Here is a 19,135-nt window from a genome sequence, read left to right as displayed (position 1 = left end):
GATGGTTTCCTCTGTAAGAACAGGGGCGCGGCGCACCGCGCCCCAACGATATCAATGACGCTGCAGCCAGGCGGCGCCCAGCCGATCCGCCGTCAGGATCGCCGCCTGCACGCCCGCGGGAGTAACCTTGAACGGCATGTTGTGAATGGTTTCGCCGGCGGCGCAGCTGGCTTCGGCCACCGCCATCATCTTCGCCGCCGCATCGCCGGTGACGCCCATCTGCGCCAGCGAGATCGGCAGGCCGATGCCATGACAAAACGCCAGCACGGTTTCAATCTGCGCCATCGGGCTGTTCTGCAGCACCAGCTGCGCCAGAGTGCCGAACGCCACTTTCTCGCCGTGATACAGGTGGTGGCACTCTTCGAGCACGGTAAAACCGTTGTGAATGGCGTGCGCCGCCGCCAGCCCGCTGCTCTCGAAGCCGATGCCGCTCAGATAGGTATTGGCCTCAATGATGCGTTCCACCGCTTCCGTCACCACGCCGGCCTCGACCGCCAGTTTGGCTTTCACCCCTTCCGCCAGCAGCGTGTCGTAGCACAGCCGCGCCAGGCTGAGCGCCGCCAGCGTCGATTTGCCGCCGGCCATGCTGGTGGCCTGGGCGTCGAAGCAGGCCTGCGCCTCGAAATAGGTGGAAAGTGCGTCGCCCATGCCGGCCACCAGCAGGCGCACCGGCGCTTTGGCAATGATGGCGCTGTCCATCACCACCATGTCCGGGTTGCGCGGGTAAATCAGGTACTCGGCGAATTCGCCCTGTTCGGTGTAGAGAACCGACAGCGCGCTGGTCGGCGCATCGGTGGAGGCGATGGTGGGAATGAGCACCACCGGCAGCTGTTGGTAGTGCGCCACGGCCTTGGCGGTGTCGAGCGTCTTGCCGCCGCCGACGCCGATCACCCCGCGGCAGCCGTGAGCCTGCAGCTCATGGCCGAGCCGGTCTATCTCCTTGCGGCAGCATTCGCCGTTGAAGCGCGCCGCATGATGTTTCACGCCGTGCTGCTGCAGGCTGCCCATCAGGGTGTCGCCCGCCAGCTGCATCACGAAGTCGTCGGCGATCACCAGATAGTGATCGGCGAGGGATTTGGCGTATTCGCCGACGGCGGCCAGCGCATTGGCGCCCTGAATATATTTGCCTGGTGACTGGATGATTCTCAACATAACCGGATCCTTGTAGGGAGTTGGCGATGGTAACGTTCAGATATCAGGTGATGACGCGCCGACTTCGCCGCCGGCTTGTTGTTGTGCTTCGACTATGAGCGCCCGCCGCCCGCCTGGCGAGCCTCGCGATTTTTGTTCCATTATGGAACATCATCATAGCGACAACGTTTCATGATGAAACGCCAACGCGCGTTTTTTCGCCGCGAAAGCGAACTGGCGCACACCCCAACGTATAACTGCGTAAAGAGTCGATTCTGCGGGCGTTTCAGCTTTAATTTTGACCATGTTTCCCCTATCCTTAGCGCCACTACTGGGAAAGGGCGAAAACAGCCCGCATGATGGGATTGATAACGATGAAACGGACAAAAAACATCAACCAAGAGACGTTCCGCAAATCCTGGCGCAGCTACCGTATCGCGCCCGTGGCTTTGGCGATCAGCGCCGTCTTTATGCTGGCCGGCTGCGAGAAGAGCGATGAAACGGTCTCCCTGTATCAGAATGCCGATGACTGTTCGCGCGCCAATCCTTCGATGAGCGAGCAGTGCACCACCTCCTACAACAACGCCCTGCAAGAAGCGGCGAAAACCGCGCCGAAATACGCCACCCGCGAAGACTGCGTCGCCGAGTTCGGCGAAGCGCAGTGCACCCAGGCGCCGGCACAGGCCGGCATGGCGGCGGAATCGCAAAGCAGCGGCAGCTTCTGGATGCCGCTGATGGCGGGCTACATGATGGGCCGCCTGATGGGCGGTTCCGGCTTCGCGCAGCAGCCGCTGTTCACCTCCAAGAACGCCGCCAGCCCGGCGAACGGCAAGTTTGTCGACGCCAGCGGCAAGAGCTATGGCCCGGCCACCGCCGGCGGCCGCACCATGACGGTGCCGAAAACCGCCATGGCGCCGAAGCCTGCGGTCACCAACACCGTGACCCGCGGCGGCTTCGGCGAGACCGTAGCCAAGCAGACCAGCATGCAGCGCAGCAGCGCCACCTCCAACTCCGGCTCTCGCAGCATGGGCGGTTGATGCATGAAACGTATTGCTATTACCGAGCGCCCGGACTGGCGTGAAAAAGCAACCGAGTTCGGTTTCCGTTTCCACACCATGTACGGCGAGCCGTACTGGTGTGAAGACGCCTATTACCAGTTCACGCTGGCGCAGATTGAAGAGATCGAAAGCGCCACCGCCGAGCTGCACCAGATGTGTCTGCAGGTGGTGGAAAAAGTGGTCGGCAGCGACGAGCTGATGGCCAAGTTCTGCATCCCGAAACACACCTGGGAGTTCGTGCGCAGTTCGTGGCGCACCAATCAGCCGTCGCTGTATTCGCGTCTCGATCTGGCCTACGACGGCGTCAACCCGCCGAAGCTGCTGGAGAACAACGCCGATACGCCAACCTCGCTGTATGAGGCGGCCTTCTTCCAGTGGCTGTGGCTGGAAGACCAGATCAACGCCGGCAAGTTGGATCCGGAATCGGATCAGTACAACAGCCTGCAGGAGAAGCTGATCGAGCGTTTCGCCGAACTGAAAGCGCATCACGGCTTCGGCCTGTTGCACCTGGCGTGCTGCCAGGACAGCGAAGAAGATCGCGGCACGGTGCAATATCTGCAGGACTGCGCGCAGGAAGCCGGTCTGCCGACCGAGTTCCTGTTCATGGAAGAGATTGGCCTCGGCGAAAAAGGCCAGTTTACCGATCTGCAGGATCAGGTGATTGGCAACCTGTTCAAGCTCTACCCGTGGGAATTCATGCTGCGCGAGATGTTCTCCACCAAGCTGGAAGACGCCGGCGTGCGCTGGCTGGAACCGGCCTGGAAGAGCATCATCTCCAACAAGGCGCTGCTGCCGCTGCTGTGGGAAATGTTCCCGAACCACCCGAATCTATTGCCGGCTTATTTCGCGCAAGACGATCATCCGCCGATGGATCATTACGTCACCAAGCCGCTGTTCTCACGCGAAGGCGCCAATATCCAGATCGTCGAAAACGGTCAGGAAGTGGCGCGCGTCGATGGGCCGTACGGTGAAGAAGGCATGATCGTGCAGCAGTTCCATCCGCTGCCGAAGTTCGAAGACAGCTACACGCTGATCGGCAGTTGGCTGGTGAACGATCAACCTTGCGGCATCGGCCTGCGCGAAGATCGCGAACTGATCACGCAGGATCTGTCGCGCTTCTATCCGCACACCATCCTCGGCTGATAGCCCCGCCGAGACCAAAACGCCAGTCTCTGACTGGCGTTTTTTCTTTAGCCCACCTGCACCGACAGCATGCTCAGCGCTCCCATTTCGATACCGTCGATCGGCACGCTGATGGCCTCTTTGCCATCCCAGCCGCCAAGCACGTACAGCAACGGCAGATAGTGTTCCGGCGTCGGATTCGACAGCGCCGCCCCCTCATGGCGCATGAAATCCACCAGAGGATGGTTTTCACCCCGATAACGCAGGTTATCCCGGACAAAGTTATTGAACGATTCCGCCCACGGGTAGGCGCTGGTATCGCCCTGCCATTTCACCATGCGCAGGTTGTGCACCACGTTGCCGCTGGCGACGATCATCACGCCCTCATCGCGCAGCGCCGCCAGTTTGCGCCCCAGCTCATAGTGATAGGCCGCCGGCTGCGTGCCGTCGACGCTGAGCTGCACCACCGGGATGTCAGCATTGGGGTACATCTTGATCAAGACGCCCCAGGTGCCGTGATCCAACCCCCACTCGCCGAGATCGGCCGTCACCGGCACCGGCGCCAGCATTTGCTGCAGCTGCGCAGCCAGCGCGGGAGAGCCCGGCGCCGGATAACGGGTATCAAACAGCGCCTGCGGGAACCCGCCGAAGTCGTGAATGGTTTTGGGTTTTTCCATCGCGGTGACCGCGGTGCCGCGGGTATACCAATGCGCGGAAACCGCCACGATCGCCTTCGGGCGCGGCAATGACTCACCCAACGCACGCCATGCCCGGGTGTAGCGGTTGTCTTCCAGCACGTTCATCGGGCTACCGTGGCCAAGAAACAGTGCCGGCATACGAGAGGTGTTCATAGGGAGATCCTTAGTTCAAATTGTGCTATGCCGCTACATTACGCGCTTTGCCGCGCCAACACAGCCGGATAACCGTGATGAAGATCTTCAATAAATTTGAATTAAAAGCGGAGGAATGCGCCGGCAGACAGAAAGATAAAAATTTAATATATTTCAATAGATTAATAATATCAGTGAATGCCATGACATTACTGCCACACAGATCTAATTTGTGAATAATTTATGTATTTTTTGTTAACGCGATCTATACACTCCTCCTCTGCCGACGGGAGCAGGCAACCCCGCCGCGCGATGGGAATTACGTCTCACCAAGGAGGAATTCATGTTCAGACTCACACTGGCAACCCGCCTGGCGCTTTCCATATCCTTGCTCACCGGCTGGACGGCCACCGCCGGCGCGGCGGACAACGCGCAGCTGACGCAGCGCGAAGATCCTTACTTCCTTCAGGCGCAAGCTCAGCTGCAACAGCGGCTGAAACAGACGCCAAACACCAACCGCGCCAAAAACGTCATTCTGGTGGTCGGCGACGGCATGGGGTTTTCCACCGTGACCGCCGCCCGCATTTTTGAAGGGCAGCAGCGCGGCGTGGACGGCGAATCCAACGTGCTGGCCTGGGAGGCCTTCCCCTATCTGGCGGCGGCCAAAACCTACTCCGCCGACGCCCAAATCACCGACTCCGCGCCCAGCGCGGTGGCGATGACCACCGGCGTCAAAACCATCAACGATCTGATGGGCCTCAACCATACGGCCACCCTCAACAATTGCGAGGATCAGCAAACCAAGACCGTCACCACGCTGTGGGAGATGGCCGCAACGCTCGGCATGGCCACCGGCGCCGTGACGACCGCCACCATCACCCACGCCACGCCGGGCGCGACCTATGCCCATATCGCCAACCGCGATTGGGAATCCGACGCCAAAATGCCGGCAGCGGCTCTGGCCGCAGGCTGCCGCGATATCGCGCGCCAGCTGGTGGAAATGAAGTACGGCAACGGCCTTAACGTGGCGATGGGCGGCGGGCGCACCAACTTCCTGCCCGATAGCGTGAGCGATCCGGAATACCCCGGCAAGAAAGGTGCCAGAAAGGATGGCCGCGATCTGACGCAGGCCTGGCTGCAACGCTATGGCGAGCGCGGGCAATACGTCTGGAATCAGGCGCAGTTCGACAAAATCGAACCGGGTAAGGTCGATCATCTGCTGGCCCTGTTCGAGCCGTCGCACATGAACTTCGAGCACGATCGGCGGCAAGACGCGGCGGGAGAACCCTCGCTGGCGGAAATGACCAGCAAGGCCATCGATATTCTGGCCAGGAATCCCGAAGGCTACCTGCTGTTGGTGGAGGGCGGACGCATCGATCACGGTAGCCACAACGGTAACGCCTACCGTACGCTGAGCGACGCGGTCGCCCTGAACGAGGCGGTGAAAACCATCGTCGACAAGGTCAACCTGGACGAAACCCTGGTGATCGTGACCGGCGATCACAGCCACACATTGACCATCGCCGGCTATGCCAAGCGGGGTAATCCTATCCTCGGCATTTCCGTCGGCGTCGACGGCAAACCGCGGCTGGGCAGCGACGGCAAGCCTTATACCACCGTCGGTTTCGCCAATGGCCCCGGCGGCACGATCCCGCTGACCGAACGCCCGACATTGACCATGGAACAGGCCACCGCGCCCGACTTTATTCAGCCGGCGCTGGTGCCGCTGAAAAGCGAGACCCACGGCGGGGAAGATCTCGGCATCTACGCCATCGGCCCCTGGGCCCATCTGTTCCAGGGTACGGTGGAAGAGAACTACACCTTCCACGTGATGAATTACGCCAGCCGCATCGGCGAACGCCTGTCAGAACGATAACCACAAAAAAGCCGCGTTACGCGGCTTTTTTTATCGTTGAAAGCGACCGGCTATCAGCTGGCCTTTTTCTCGTGCGCCTGACGGTAGGCCACCAGATCCTCGATGGTCAGCACCACCATGTCGTGCTGTTTGGCGAAGGCGATCACTTCCGGCGCGTGCGCCATGCTGCCATCGTCGTTGGTCAGTTCACACAGCACGCCGGCAGGTTTGAAACCGGCCATGGAAACCAGATCGATGGTCGCTTCGGTGTGGCCGCGACGGCTCAGCACGCCGCCCGGCTGCGCGCGCAGCGGGAACACGTGGCCCGGACGGTTCAGATCGCTCGGCTTGGCGCTGTCTGCCACCGCCGCACGGATGGTGGTCAGGCGATCGGAAGCGGAAACCCCGGTGGTCACGCCCTGCGCCGCTTCGATGGTCACGGTGAAGGCGGTCTGGAATTGGCTGGAGTTGTTGGTCACCATCATCGGCAGCTCAAGCTGCTGACGGCGTTCTTCGGTGATGCACAGGCACACGATACCGCTGCCGTGGCGAATGGTCAGCGCCATCTGCTCAACGGTCATGGTTTCCGCGGCGAAGATCATGTCACCTTCGTTTTCACGGTTTTCATCATCGAGCACCATTACGCCGCGCCCGTTGCGCAGTGCGTCGATCGCGCGTTCAACGCGTTCTGTCGGCGTGCCGAAGTCTGAAAGTAGCGTCTGATTCATGGTAAAAAACCTCATTAAAAATTATGGATTACCAGAACCAGGGCGATCTTGAGGAGTAGCTAGCAATAGCTAAAAAAATAACGCAAGCGGGCGCAAGCCCGGCAGATACCGTTACTCTCTCCCATCCGGACTATAACCGTCGGCCCCGGAATTGCACCGGATCTGCTGACCTCTAACCGGCCTTTACAGGCTGGCTGAGCGCTCGCGGGCTTTCACCGTAGAAGGTGATTTACCGCCGGTGGGGACTTTCACCCCGCCCTGAGAATAAGCAGGATGACTATAACGCTAATGGGTAGACAGGGCAATTGGCAAAAGCACAATTCGGCCACGCGCGGCGAATGCGCTTAATGGTGTTTATCCGGCGGGCAACTCGCATTACACTAAGCGGCAGCAATTAAACTCTGAAAGGGATACGCCATGATTGACCCGAAAAAAATCGAACAAATCGCACGCCAGGTTCATGAGTCCATGCCTAAAGGCGTTCGTGAATTCGGGGAAGACGTTGAGAAAAAAATCCGTCAGGTGCTGCAGTCGCAGCTGACCCGCCTGGATTTGGTTAACCGCGAAGAGTTCGACGTGCAGACTCAGGTGCTGTTGCGCACCCGCGAGAAGCTGGCGCTGTTGGAACAGCGCCTGGCCGAGCTGGAAAGCAAGCTGAGCGCGGCACCGGCCGCCAAGCAGGAAGACGAATAATTCCCGCCAAGGGCGCGCACCTGAACCGCGCGCCCCTGTTCTTTCGGTCGCCCGGCGTTAGCCGCGCCCGTCTTTGATCGCTTTGATGATGTTGGTGGTCGACAGCCCGTCTTCAAAGTTCAACACTTTGACATCGCCGCCGTTGGCCCACACTTCCGCACTGCCGGCAATCTCTTCCGGTTTGTAATCGCCGCCTTTCACCAGCAGATCCGGCAGAATGTCGGCGATCAAGCGCTGCGGCGTGTCCTCTTCGAACGGCACCACCCAATCCACCGCTTCCAGCGCGCCCAGCACGATCATGCGATTCTCCAGCGCGTTGACCGGGCGTTTTTCCCCTTTCAGGCGTTTGGTCGAGGCGTCGCTGTTCACCGCCACGATCAGGCGGTCGCCCAGCTTGCGGGCGTTGGCCAGATAGGAGACGTGGCCGGCGTGCAGAATGTCGAAAATGCCGTTGGTCATCACCACTTTCTCGCCGCGCTGACGCGCCTGAGCAACAGCGGTTTTCAACTGCGCTTCGGTCATCACGCCAAAGCCGGTTTCGGCCCGGCCGCGCACCGCGTTTTCCAGCTCGATTGGCGACACGGTAGAGGTACCGAGCTTACCCACCACCACGCCGGCGGCGGCGTTGGCCAGGAAGCAGGACTCTTCCAGCGAATTGCCGGCGGCCAGCGAAGCGGCCAAGACGCCGATCACGGTGTCGCCGGCGCCGGTCACATCGAACACTTCCTGCGCCTGGGTCGGCAGGTGCAGCGGTTCAATGCCAGGCTGCAGCAGCGTCATGCCGTGTTCGGAACGGGTGACCAACAGCGCCGACAGCTCGAAATCCGCCACCAGCTTCATGCCGCGCGCCACCAGTTCCGCCTCATCATTGCAGTGGCCCACCACCGCTTCGAACTCGGACAGGTTCGGCGTCAGCAGCGTCGCGCCGCGATAGCGTTCGAAGTCAGAGCCTTTAGGATCGATCAGCACCGGAACCTTGGCGGCGCGCGCCAGTTGGATCATGCCCTGCACCTGGCTGAGCGCGCCCTTGGCGTAATCGGACAGCACCAGCGCGCCGATCTGCGGCAGCGCCTGCTGAATGCGCTCCAGCATCGGCTGAGGATCGACGTTGGAGAAGCCTTCTTCGAAGTCGAGACGGATCAGTTGCTGGTTGCGCGACAGCACGCGCAGCTTGGTGATGGTCGGATGGGTCGGCACCGAGACGAAGTCGCAGCGCACGTTGACTTCATTCAGCTTGGCGCTCAGCGCCCGCGCCGCATCGTCGATGCCGGTCAGGCCCACCAGGCGGGAATTGGCACCCAGCGAAGCGATGTTCATCGCCACGTTAGCCGCGCCGCCGGGACGCTCTTCGATGGTGTCGACCTTGACCACCGGCACCGGGGCTTCCGGTGAGATGCGGCTGGTCGGCCCATACCAATAGCGATCCAACATGACGTCACCGACCACCAGCACACCGGCGCGGCGAAAATCAGGCAGCGTAACTTTCATCCGATAACTCCAAAAAAGAACAAAATTTTAGTGGCGCAGATATTACCACAGACCGCCGGAATACCCGCAAAAAGGTATTAATCCAGCCATTTGGCCCAGCTGGCGCGCACCTGCTCGCGCTCGGCGGTGAACAGCTCGCTGCCGACCTTGCCGGAATGCTCCTGCAGCGCCAGATGGTGGATCTCGTCGCGCATGGTGACATAGGCCTGGGTCAGCGCGCGCGCCTCCTCTTCCGGCATGATGTCGTAATTGGCCATCAGCTCGAAGATGCGCACGTTGTCTGACCAACGCGTCAGCCGCGGTTCACCCGGCGCATAGCGTAAGACCAGATATTGGGCGATAAATTCGATGTCGGTAATGCCGCCCTCATCGGTTTTGATATCAAACAGATCGCGCTGCTTGTTGCCGAGATGGTTGCGCATCTTTTCGCGCATCTCGCGCACTTCGCGCTTCAGGGTCTCCGCATCACGCGTTTTGCACAGGATTTCGCGCCGAATCGCGTCGAACTGCTGGTGCAGCGCCGGGTCGCCGTGCACGATGCGCGCGCGCACCAGAGCCTGATGCTCCCAGGTCCAGGCTTCGTTTTGCTGGTAATCGGCGAACGCCTCGACGGTGCTGACCAGCATCCCCGCGGCGCCGGAAGGCCGCAGACGCGCGTCCACCTCATACAGAATGCCGGAGGAAGTGCGGGTGCTGAACAGATGCATCACCCGCTGCGCCAGCCGCAGGTAGAACTGGCGGCCGTCGATGCAGCGATCGCCGTCGGTCATCACCTCCGGCGGGCAATCCAGCAGGAACACCAGATCGAGATCGGAACTGTAACCCAGCTCCCAGCCGCCCAGCTTGCCGTAGCCGATCACCGCAAAGCCGCGCCCTTCGCGCTCCTGCAGATGGGTCGGCTGGCCGTAGCGCGCCACCATGTCGCTCCAGGCCTGTTGCACCACCGCGTCGATGATCGCCTCCGCCAGATAAGTCAGGTGGTCGCTCACTTTCATCACCGGCAGCGCGCCGGCGATATCCGCTGCGGCGATGCGCAGCTGCTGCGCCTGTTTGAACTGGCGCAGCGCCTCCAGCTTTTGCTCTTCGTCGTCTTCCGGCACCCGCAGCAGGTACTGGCGCAGCTCGCTGCGGTAGGCGTCCAGCGCCACCGGCTGATACAGCGTGGCCGGATCCAGCAGTTCGTCCAGCAACAGCGGGTAGCGCGACAGTTGGTTGGCAACCATCGGCGAAGCGGCGCACAGACGGATCAGATGGCTGAGCGCCGCGTGGTACTCCACCAGCAGCTCGAGGTAAGTGGTGCGGGTGACGATGCTGAGCAGCAGCTGTGCCAGCCGCACCAGCGCGGTCGGCGCGTCCTGGCGCGGGCACACCTCCGCCAGCAGGCGCGGCATCAGCTGATCGAGCACGTCGCGGCCGCGCGGGCCGATGGTGCGCTTGTCGACGTCATGGCGGAAATCGGCGATGGTGCGCAGCATCTGTCGGCGCCCCTCTTCGTCCAGGTGCGGCGTCAGCGGCGCCAGCTCGTTTTCCTCCAGCGCGTCCTGCCACAGGCTGTGATAGTGCTGGTAGTCGGGATCTTCGCCGATATCCGGGCTATCGTCGCCGATCAGATCGTCGAACACCGCCCGCACCGCCTGCATGTGCACCTCCAGCGTCGCCATCAGCGCCGGCCAATCCGCCAGCCCCATGCCGCAGGCCAGCCGCGCTTGGTCGAGCGCATCCTGCGGCAGCGTCTGGGTTTGCTGATCGCCGATCGCCTGCAGCAGATTCTCCAGCCGCCGCAGGAACAGGTAGGCGGCGCTCAGCGCCCGCACCTGCTCGGCCTCCAGCAGCCCCAGCTCACCCACCGCCTGCAGCGTCGGCAACAGCGAACGCCCCTGCAGCGCCGGCTCACGGCCGCCGCGGATCAGCTGAAATACCTGGGTGATGAATTCGATTTCGCGAATGCCGCCTGCGCCCAGTTTGATGTTGTCCTTCAGGCCGCGCCGCCGCACTTCACGGGCGATCATGCCCTTCATGTTGCGCAAAGACTGGATGACGCTGAAATCGATATAGCGACGGAACACGAACGGCCGCAGCGTTTTGCGCAGCTCCTGGCTGTAGGCGTCTTCCGCACCGCCCATCAGGCGCGCCTTCACCATCGCATAGCGCTCCCAGTCGCGCCCCTGCTCCTGATAGTAGTCTTCCAGCGCCGCGAAGCTCATCACCAATGGGCCGCTGTCGCCGAACGGCCGCAGCCGCATATCGACACGATAGACGAAGCCGTCGATGGTCTGCTGATCCAGCGCCTTGATCAGCCGCTGGCCCAGGCGGGTGAAGAACTGGGCATTGTCCAGCTCGCGCCGCCCGCCCTGGGTCTGGCCGTTTTCCGGGTAGGCGAAGATCAGATCGATATCCGACGAGAAATTCAGCTCGCCACCGCCCAGCTTGCCCATGCCGAGGATCAGCAGCGGCTGCGGCTCGCCGGCGGCGTTGCACGGCGTGCCCCACTCGCGGCAACAGGTTTGGTACAGCCAGTCGCGCGCGCTGACGATCAGCGTCTCTGCCAGCCCGCTCAGCTGCAGCAGCGTTTCTTCGGTCGAACACAGCCCCTGCGCCTGCGCCCAGGCAATGCGCACCAGCGTTTCACGGCGAAACAGACGCAGCGTGCGCATCAGCTGCGCCTCATCGCGCACCTCTTCCAGCTCGTCCTGCAGCCAGGCGGCATAGTGTTGCCACTCGCCGGGGGCCGGCGGCTGTTCGCGCAGCGTCGCCAGCCAAGCAGGCTGGGCGAGCAGTGCGTCGCTGACGAAGTCGCTCGACGCCAGCACCCACTGCTCCTGCTCGCTAAAGGCGCTGTCCGCGCCGTGAACTTCCTGAAAACGCTGCACAACCTGCTGTGCCTGAGCCTGTAACGCGGCTGAAAGTGGCGACATAGTGTATGACCCGTTCTGCGGCCCACGGCTGGCGGGCCGGCTTGATTAACGAAGCGCGCCGTTTAACCAGAATGGCGCATGCGATAAGGCCTGTTTGCGGCTGGCTTCATACCAGCCCTGGCGGCGCTCGCTCAGCGCCGCCTGCAGTTCGCGCCAGGCCTCGATATAAGGGCCGGTCTGCTCGTCGGGGTAGGCGCCCGACAGCAGGACCAGCGCCGAAATCTGACGCGTCAGGCGCGGCAATTGTTCCTGATATTCATCTTCGTTCAGCGTACGGCTGAAGGCCTCTTTCAGCTCCGCGCCGCTGCGCCCCAGCATGATGTCGCTGAAGCGTTTGAAAGAACCGTCCAGCTTGGCCTGCCCTTTGGCGTCGATAAACGGCCGCCAGGCGCCGCTCACCAGCCATGATGTGAGCGCTAACTTACATTGCAGGTAGGCCGCGCTGTAGCACAGGCTCTCTGGTTGCGCGGCTTTGTCCGCCAACAGCGGCTCGAGCTCGGTCAGGCGGGCGCGCAGATCGGCGCTGGCCTTGCGCGGCACCAGGCCGCCGAAGATCACCAGCGCCTGGCGGATCGTGCCGACCGCCTCAACCACCGAGGCGCGCGCCTGCGCGTCGCCGCGCAGCCACAGCTCTTCATGGTACTGCCAGTGGCTCAGCGCCAGCTCGAAGGCGGCGATCATCCCCTGTTCGACGGTCGCCTTCGTCGCCGGCTTCAGCACCCGCAGCGGGCGCACCTCACGCGGCGGATTGCCCTGCGCCAGGTGGTAACCGCGCGCCGCCTTGCTCAGGCTGCCCTGACGCAGCCCGTCGTGCGCCGCCAGCTCACCGGCCAACGCCAGCAGATCGGTGGTATTGCCTTTCAGCAGCTCCAGCTCGATCTCGCTCAAGGCTTCGCTCTGGTCACCGGCGCGCACCTCGCCCTGATCCAGGCCAATCTCTATCTCGCTTTGGCCGTAAGTAACCACCCACTTCTCACGCACGAAATCGGTACGGAACAGCGGTTGCAACGCCTGCTGCAACGCTGCGATATCGCAATCCTGCGGCCAAATGTCGGCAGGAAACTGCGCCAACGCCAGCTGCGGCTCGGCGATAGCGACATTGTATTCCGGGCGCTGGTGCAGGCCGCCCACCACTTTACCGGCGGTTTTGATGGTCATCTCATAGCGATCGTCGAAACCGCGAATGCGCAGCCCCATGTCGTGACGGCGCAGGAAGTTGTCGGCCGTTTCGAAGTAGATGTTGGTCAGTTTTTGCGGCGCGGAATGCTGATGCGGCCAGGCGGCGAGCCAGTGTGGCAGAGCGGCCACCGCTTGCGGCGCGGCGATGAATTTCAGTTCAATTTCAACGGTCATAATTCTTTAACACCAATAAGTTATGCATTCACGTCGGTTTCAGCGCGGCGCATTCGGCCCGCCGTATGCTGCCCACTGACGCACAGTTGCCGTTATCTTACCGCGATTCTCGGCGCCTTAACCCTGCTAACTGTAGAAAAAACCTGTTACGTTATAAAACACTGCGCAACTCACAGAATCAGCCACAGTAAGATAGTTCTCATTCCGGTTTTGGCGTTGCGTCGTCAGACTGAACCCTCTACTATCGTTCCATAAATTCACCCAGAAACGATGAACTAATGCAGAAATTACGCCTGATTTGCCTTGCCGCGCTGAGCTTCAGCATCACTTGGGCCGCACATGCCGAAGATAAACGCTATATCTCCGATGAGTTAAGCACTTACGTCCATAGCGGCCCAGGTAATCAGTACCGTATTGTCGGCACTCTCAACGCCGGTGAAGAAGTGACCCTGCTGAGCGTCAACGACAGCACCAACTACGGCCAGATCCGCGATCCGAAAGGCCGCACCACCTGGATCCCGCTCGACCAGCTCAGCCAGACGCCAAGCCTGCGCACCCGCGTGCCCGAGCTGGAACAGCAGGTGAAAACCCTGACCGACAAGCTGGCCAACATCGACAACACCTGGAACCAGCGTACCTCGGAAATGCAGGAAAAAGTCGCGGGCAGCGACAGCACCATCAGCAGCCTGCAGAAGGAAAACCAGGATCTGAAAAACCAGCTGGTGGTCGCGCAGAAGAAGGTCAACGCCGTTAACCTGCAGCTCGACGACAAGCAGCGCACCATTATCCTGCAGTGGTTCATGTACGGCGGCGGCGTCGCCGGCGTCGGTTTGCTGCTGGGCCTGCTGTTGCCGCACCTGATCCCGCGCCGCAAGAACAACAACCGCTGGATGAACTGATCTCAGTATCGTTCAGTTTGAGTATGGGCGCCTGCGGGCGCCCTTTTCATTGGCGCCGACATCCCGCGGCCAATTCATGTAATCTGATAGACAGAGCCTTACACGATATTCAGGAGTCAACAGTGCAGATTTATCTGGTCGGCGGCGCCGTTCGCGACAGCCTGCTCAATATTCCGGTGGTCGATCATGATTGGGTGGTGGTGGGCGCCACGCCGGCAGAGCTGCTGGCGTTGGGCTACCAGCAGGTCGGCAAAGATTTTCCGGTGTTCCTCAACCCCGACTCCCACGAGGAGTACGCGCTGGCGCGCACCGAGCGCAAATCCGGCCAGGGGTACACCGGTTTTACCTGCTATGCCGCGCCGGACGTGACGCTGGAAGAAGATCTGCTGCGGCGCGATCTGACCATCAACGCCATCGCCCGCTCCGCCGAAGGAGAGCTGATTGATCCTTACGGCGGCGTGGCCGATCTGCAGGCGCGCGTGCTGCGCCACGTTTCCGACGCGTTCGGCGAAGATCCGCTGCGCGTACTGCGCGTGGCGCGATTCAATGCCCGCTTCGCCCATCTGGGTTTTCGCATCGCCGACGAAACGTTCGCCCTGATGCGCCAGATGGCGCACAGCGGTGAACTGGCCGCGCTGACCGCCGAACGCGTCTGGAAGGAAACCGAAAAGGCGCTGCAAAGCCAGAGCCCGCAGGTCTATTTTCAGGTGCTGCGCGATTGCGGTGCGCTGGCGGTGCTGTTCCCGGAAATCGATGCGCTGTTCGGCGTGCCGGCTCCCGCCAAGTGGCACCCGGAGATCGACACCGGCGTACATACGCTGATGGCGTTGGCGATTGCCGCCCGCCTCACGCCGGAGGTGGACGTGCGCTTCGCCACCCTGTGCCACGATCTCGGCAAAGGGTTGACGCCGAAAGAGTTCTGGCCGCATCACCACGGCCACGGCCCGGCGGGCGTGCGGCTGGTCGAAGCGCTGTGCCAGCGGCTGCGGGTGCCCAACCCGGTACGGGATTTGAGCAAGCTGGTGGCCGAGTACCATGATTTGATCCACACCGTGAACAAGCTGCGTCCGGAGACCCTGTTGAAGCTGTTCGACGCCATCGACGTCTGGCGCAAACCGCAACGGCTGGAGCAGATGATCCTGACCAGCGAAGCGGATGCGCGCGGCCGTACCGGCTTTGAGGAGAATCCTTATCCGCAGGGCGACTATCTGCGCCAGGCGTATCAGGTGGCGAACGCGGTATCTATTAAAGAAGTGGTAGCCAGCGGGCTGCAGGGCACCGCGATCCGCGACGAGCTCAAACGCCGTCGCCAGCAGGCGCTGGCCGACTGGAAGCTCAATCAAACCATCCTCAACGATCAGGCATAAAAAAACCCCGCAGAGCGGGGTTTTTTCCTGGCATCGGGCTTACAGGAACACCATGTAAACCACGGCCGCCACGATAAAGCGGTAGATGGCGAACGGCACGAACGAGATGCGTTTGATCAGCGACAGGAAGGTTTTGATCGCAATCAGCGCCACTACGAAGGCAGTAACGAAACCGACGGCGAACATCGGCAGGTCGCCCCAAGTCAGGAAGTGCAGGCTCTTATACAGATCCAGGCCGCTGGCGCCTATCATCATCGGCACCGCCAAAATGAAGGAGAACTCGGACGCCGCATAGCGGTTCACGCCCACCAGCATACCGCCGGCGATAGTGGAACCCGAACGGGAGAAGCCCGGCCACAGCGCCAGGCACTGGAAGCAACCGATCAAAAACGCCTGCCGGTAGGTGATGTCATCCAGCCCTTCCGCACGCGGCTTCTTCGGCTTCAGCCATTCCGCCGTCAACAGCAGCAGGCCGCCGACCACCAACGCGTACATCACGTTTTTCGGCGCGAACAGCGATTTAATGACATCGTGGAATATCAACCCCAGCACCACTGCCGGGATCATCCCCAACAGGATGTGCCCCAGCTTCAGCTGGCCGCGGGTTTTGCCCTCGTGCTCCACCGGCTTGCCGCCGAAATGGATGCCGATCAGGCCGAACAACCGGCGCCAGAACATCACTACCACCGCCAGGATCGACCCCAGTTGGATGATGACTTCAAAGGTCTTGGCTTTGTCGCCGGTAAAGCCCAGCCACTCGCCAACGATGATCATATGCCCGGTGGAAGACACCGGCAGAAATTCGGTTAATCCCTCGACAACCCCAAGAACAAACGCAATAAACAGTGAATGCATGTCCGTCATGTGCTTCGCTCACCCCATAAATTTGCGACTAACATAAACATAAAAAAGCGGCAGTGCTTAAAGACAATGCCGCTAAAACAATTCTCAGGATTAAGACCAGCTTAACGGTCTTTCGTTGCAAGCAGATGACATAAAATCATGCGGGACGAGTGCCGCGCTCAATGATCACGCCGACCCGATTGGCATGTGCTACAGCGCCCGGTTTGCTGACCTTAATACGGACCCACGGGGAATTGAAGCGCTGAAGCAAAATTTCGGATATTTCCTCTGCCACGCGTTCCACCAGCGCGAACCGGTTCGATTCAACGTGCCGGATCACGGCGTCGCTGACGTCGGCATAGCTCAGACAGTCAGTTACGTCGTCGCTGGCGGCGGCCGGCCGGTTATCCCAGCCCATTTCGATATCGAACACCAGCTTCTGACGAATGCCCTGTTCCCACTCATAAACGCCAATGGTGGTAATTACGGTAAGCTCTTCAATAAATACGATATCCATCACGTCATTCTCTGTTTTTGGCCTTGCCGGATACCACTTCCAGCGGAATGTGCGTATTATCCATGGATGTTGCGAGTAAAACGACCATTATTAAACGGAACCGCGTTATGAGTGCTACCGCGCTTGGCATGATTATCTTCGCGTATCTGTGCGGCTCGATTTCCAGTGCGATCCTGGTTTGCCGGATCGCCAGGCTGCCGGATCCGCGTGAACATGGCTCAGGAAACCCCGGGGCGACCAACGTCCTGCGCATCGGCGGCCGGCTGGCGGCGGCGGCGGTGCTGGTGTTCGATATTCTGAAAGGGATGCTGCCGGTCTGGCTGGCCTACAAGCTCGATGTGCCGCCGCTGTACCTCGGTCTGACGGCGATCGCCGCCTGCCTGGGGCACATCTATCCGGTGTTCTTCCACTTCCGCGGCGGTAAAGGCGTGGCGACGGCGTTTGGCGCCATCGCACCTATCGGCTGGGATCTGACCGGCCTGATGACCGGTACCTGGCTGTTGACGGTGCTGCTCAGCGGTTACTCTTCGCTCGGCGCCATCGTCAGCGCGCTGATCGCCCCGTTCTACGTCTGGTGGTTCAAACCGCAGTTCACCTTCCCGGTAGCGATGCTCTCCTGCCTGATCCTGATGCGGCATCACGACAATATTCAGCGCCTGTGGCGCGGCCAGGAAGGCAAGATTTGGGGCAAGCTGCGCAAGAAGAAAAACGACGCTGATAACGGCGACCAGCCGAAAGACGAATAGCAGAAGGGCCGGATAATCCGGCCCTTTGTTTTATACCGCAGGCAATTCCGCCAGCGGCCAGCGCGGCCGCACCGAAACGCTCAGCTCCGGGTTGGCGCCGCTCTTCAGGCGCACCATGCCGGCATAGGCGATCATCGCGCCGTTGTCGGTGCAAAATTCCGGGCGGGCATAGAACACTTCCCCACCGCGTTTATGCATCATCTCCGCCAGTTTGGTGCGCAGCGTGCGGTTGGCGCTTACGCCGCCGGCCATCACCAGGCGCTTGAAGCCGGTCTGCTCCAGCGCGCGTTTGCATTTGATCGCCAGCGTATCCACCACCGCATCCTCGAAGGCGCGGGCGATGTCGGCACGCGTCTGATCGTCGTTGCCGTTGGAGCGGATGGTGTTGGCGGCGAAGGTTTTCAGCCCGGAGAAACTGAAGTCCAGCCCCGGACGATCGGTCATCGGCCGCGGGAAGGTGAAGCGCCCCGCCGTGCCCTGCTGCGCCATCTTCGACAGCATCGGCCCGCCGGGATAATCCAGGCCGAGCAGCTTGGCGGTCTTGTCGAACGCTTCGCCGGCCGCGTCGTCGATCGACTCGCCCAGCAGCTCATACTCACCGATGCCGGTGACGCTGATCAGCTGGGTGTGGCCGCCGGAGACCAGCAGCGCGACGAACGGGAATGCCGGCGGATTGTCTTCCAGCATCGGTGCCAGCAGGTGGCCTTCCATATGGTGCACCGGCACCGCCGGCACGTTCCAGGCGAACGCCAGCGCGCGCCCGACGGTCGCGCCGACCAGCAGCGCCCCCACCAGACCCGGCCCGGCGGTGTAGGCCACGCCGTCGATGTCGGCCGGGGTCAGGTTGGCCTCTTTCAGCGCCGCCTGAATCAGCGGCACGGTTTTGCGCACGTGATCGCGGGAGGCCAGTTCCGGCACCACGCCGCCGTAGTCGGCGTGCAGCTTCACCTGGCTGTATAATTGGTTGGCCAACAAACCGGTTTGATCGTCATACACTGCAATTCCGGTTTCATCGCAGGACGTTTCTATACCCAGTACTCGCATTACATTTCCCATCATTCACGTGCGGCCGCCAGTCTACCACATTCCGCCGCATTTACCGCCGGCGCGGCGCATCTTGTCACCGGCTCGCACCTATGTCGATGATTCATCCAGAAAATGCCCAGGCGATTAAACACGAGCATTTTTTTCTGATTAGTCTATAATCAGCGCCCGGTGCAAAATTGCGCACGTTGCGGCAGAGCGACGCGGGTTTCAATTTGCTGTGGTGCTTTACAAAGCAGCATCCATTGGAGTAAAATTCCGCACCATTTTGAAAAGGCTGGCGCTTGGCCAGCAACAAACCGAATTTTATTGAGGTGAGAGGCACATGCCGGTAATTAAAGTACGTGAAAACGAGCCATTTGACGTTGCTCTGCGTCGTTTCAAACGCTCTTGCGAAAAAGCGGGTGTTTTAGCTGAAGTTCGTCGTCGTGAGTTTTATGAAAAACCAACTACCGAACGTAAACGCGCTAAAGCTTCTGCTGTGAAACGTCACGCGAAGAAACTGGCTCGCGAAAACGCACGCCGCACTCGTCTGTATTAATTCTT

General features: G+C 61.0%; 17 protein-coding genes and 1 riboswitch. Of the genes, 8 read left to right on the top strand and 9 right to left on the bottom strand.

Annotation, left to right across the window (positions count from 1 at the left end):
* Positions 1 to 51: 51 nt before the first annotated feature.
* A complete protein-coding gene (locus tag ACJ8PI_RS17660; RefSeq protein ID WP_039569331.1) occupies positions 52 to 1,152 on the bottom strand; it encodes a glycerol dehydrogenase in 1,101 nt (366 codons plus the stop codon).
* A 353-nt stretch (positions 1,153 to 1,505) separates the two neighbouring features.
* On the opposite strand from ACJ8PI_RS17660, the gene ACJ8PI_RS17655 reads away from it, so the two are divergent.
* Entirely contained in the window at positions 1,506 to 2,168 is a 663-nt protein-coding gene (locus ACJ8PI_RS17655) for a DUF1190 family protein (RefSeq protein WP_164097514.1), read from the top strand.
* 3 nt (positions 2,169 to 2,171) lie between these two features.
* On the top strand, positions 2,172 to 3,332 hold the full coding sequence (locus tag ACJ8PI_RS17650; protein ID WP_033649062.1) for a glutathionylspermidine synthase family protein: 1,161 nt from the start codon (positions 2,172 to 2,174) through the stop codon (positions 3,330 to 3,332).
* A 47-nt stretch (positions 3,333 to 3,379) separates the two neighbouring features.
* Here ACJ8PI_RS17650 and ygiD read toward each other — a convergent pair whose 3' ends face one another.
* Positions 3,380 to 4,162 (bottom strand): 4,5-DOPA dioxygenase extradiol, encoded by a 783-nt coding sequence (gene ygiD, locus ACJ8PI_RS17645; protein WP_033654819.1) that lies wholly within the window; start codon positions 4,160 to 4,162, stop codon positions 3,380 to 3,382.
* A gap of 322 nt (positions 4,163 to 4,484) precedes the next feature.
* Between ygiD and ACJ8PI_RS17640 the strand changes: the two genes are divergently transcribed.
* Positions 4,485 to 6,017, top strand: a complete 1,533-nt coding sequence (locus tag ACJ8PI_RS17640) for an alkaline phosphatase (RefSeq protein WP_164097515.1) — start codon at positions 4,485 to 4,487, stop codon at positions 6,015 to 6,017.
* A 53-nt stretch (positions 6,018 to 6,070) separates the two neighbouring features.
* Here the strand turns inward: ACJ8PI_RS17640 and ribB are convergent, their stop codons facing one another.
* The gene (gene ribB / locus ACJ8PI_RS17635) at positions 6,071 to 6,724 is read right to left on the bottom strand and encodes a 3,4-dihydroxy-2-butanone-4-phosphate synthase (protein ID WP_033636071.1); all 654 of its coding nucleotides are present in this window, start codon (positions 6,722 to 6,724) and stop codon (positions 6,071 to 6,073) included.
* 109 nt (positions 6,725 to 6,833) lie between these two features.
* A riboswitch (FMN riboswitch) is annotated at positions 6,834 to 6,994 on the bottom strand.
* 147 nt (positions 6,995 to 7,141) lie between these two features.
* On the opposite strand from ribB, the gene ubiK reads away from it, so the two are divergent.
* Entirely contained in the window at positions 7,142 to 7,417 is a 276-nt protein-coding gene (ubiK, locus tag ACJ8PI_RS17630) for a ubiquinone biosynthesis accessory factor UbiK (protein ID WP_033654817.1), read from the top strand.
* Between the two features lie 57 nt (positions 7,418 to 7,474).
* On the opposite strand, the gene hldE is transcribed toward ubiK, so the two are convergent.
* From hldE to ACJ8PI_RS17615, 3 genes are all read right to left on the bottom strand, one after another.
* On the bottom strand, positions 7,475 to 8,905 hold the full coding sequence (hldE, locus tag ACJ8PI_RS17625; protein WP_043148025.1) for a bifunctional D-glycero-beta-D-manno-heptose-7-phosphate kinase/D-glycero-beta-D-manno-heptose 1-phosphate adenylyltransferase HldE: 1,431 nt from the start codon (positions 8,903 to 8,905) through the stop codon (positions 7,475 to 7,477).
* A 77-nt stretch (positions 8,906 to 8,982) separates the two neighbouring features.
* A complete protein-coding gene (gene glnE, locus ACJ8PI_RS17620) occupies positions 8,983 to 11,820 on the bottom strand; it encodes a bifunctional [glutamate--ammonia ligase]-adenylyl-L-tyrosine phosphorylase/[glutamate--ammonia-ligase] adenylyltransferase (protein ID WP_164134657.1) in 2,838 nt (945 codons plus the stop codon).
* Between the two features lie 45 nt (positions 11,821 to 11,865).
* Complete coding sequence (locus tag ACJ8PI_RS17615; protein WP_164134658.1) at positions 11,866 to 13,173, bottom strand: CYTH domain-containing protein; 1,308 nt, start codon at positions 13,171 to 13,173, stop codon at positions 11,866 to 11,868.
* A 278-nt stretch (positions 13,174 to 13,451) separates the two neighbouring features.
* Between ACJ8PI_RS17615 and ACJ8PI_RS17610 the strand changes: the two genes are divergently transcribed.
* Together ACJ8PI_RS17610 and ACJ8PI_RS17605 are read left to right on the top strand one after the other, a co-directional pair.
* Positions 13,452 to 14,072, top strand: coding sequence for a TIGR04211 family SH3 domain-containing protein (locus tag ACJ8PI_RS17610; protein WP_019453078.1), 621 nt, complete (start codon positions 13,452 to 13,454; stop codon positions 14,070 to 14,072).
* A gap of 122 nt (positions 14,073 to 14,194) precedes the next feature.
* On the top strand, positions 14,195 to 15,439 hold the full coding sequence (locus tag ACJ8PI_RS17605) for a multifunctional CCA addition/repair protein (RefSeq protein ID WP_164134659.1): 1,245 nt from the start codon (positions 14,195 to 14,197) through the stop codon (positions 15,437 to 15,439).
* Between the two features lie 39 nt (positions 15,440 to 15,478).
* Here the strand turns inward: ACJ8PI_RS17605 and bacA are convergent, their stop codons facing one another.
* Together bacA and folB are read right to left on the bottom strand one after the other, a co-directional pair.
* On the bottom strand, positions 15,479 to 16,303 hold the full coding sequence (bacA, locus tag ACJ8PI_RS17600) for an undecaprenyl-diphosphate phosphatase (protein ID WP_164134660.1): 825 nt from the start codon (positions 16,301 to 16,303) through the stop codon (positions 15,479 to 15,481).
* 136 nt (positions 16,304 to 16,439) lie between these two features.
* Positions 16,440 to 16,799, bottom strand: a complete 360-nt coding sequence (folB, locus tag ACJ8PI_RS17595; RefSeq protein ID WP_033636077.1) for a bifunctional dihydroneopterin aldolase/7,8-dihydroneopterin epimerase — start codon at positions 16,797 to 16,799, stop codon at positions 16,440 to 16,442.
* A gap of 107 nt (positions 16,800 to 16,906) precedes the next feature.
* On the opposite strand from folB, the gene plsY reads away from it, so the two are divergent.
* Complete coding sequence (plsY, locus tag ACJ8PI_RS17590) at positions 16,907 to 17,545, top strand: glycerol-3-phosphate 1-O-acyltransferase PlsY (protein ID WP_033636078.1); 639 nt, start codon at positions 16,907 to 16,909, stop codon at positions 17,543 to 17,545.
* 30 nt (positions 17,546 to 17,575) lie between these two features.
* Here plsY and tsaD read toward each other — a convergent pair whose 3' ends face one another.
* On the bottom strand, positions 17,576 to 18,589 hold the full coding sequence (tsaD, locus tag ACJ8PI_RS17585) for a tRNA (adenosine(37)-N6)-threonylcarbamoyltransferase complex transferase subunit TsaD (RefSeq protein WP_033649054.1): 1,014 nt from the start codon (positions 18,587 to 18,589) through the stop codon (positions 17,576 to 17,578).
* Between the two features lie 325 nt (positions 18,590 to 18,914).
* Between tsaD and rpsU the strand changes: the two genes are divergently transcribed.
* The gene (rpsU, locus tag ACJ8PI_RS17580; RefSeq protein ID WP_001144069.1) at positions 18,915 to 19,130 is read left to right on the top strand and encodes a 30S ribosomal protein S21; all 216 of its coding nucleotides are present in this window, start codon (positions 18,915 to 18,917) and stop codon (positions 19,128 to 19,130) included.
* Positions 19,131 to 19,135: the final 5 nt, after the last annotated feature.

Origin of the sequence: Serratia sp. CY82433, from assembly GCF_052166535.1 — a bacterium.
GTDB lineage: Bacteria > Pseudomonadota > Gammaproteobacteria > Enterobacterales > Enterobacteriaceae > Serratia > Serratia sarumanii.
This window is presented reverse-complemented; position numbering and strand designations above follow the sequence as displayed.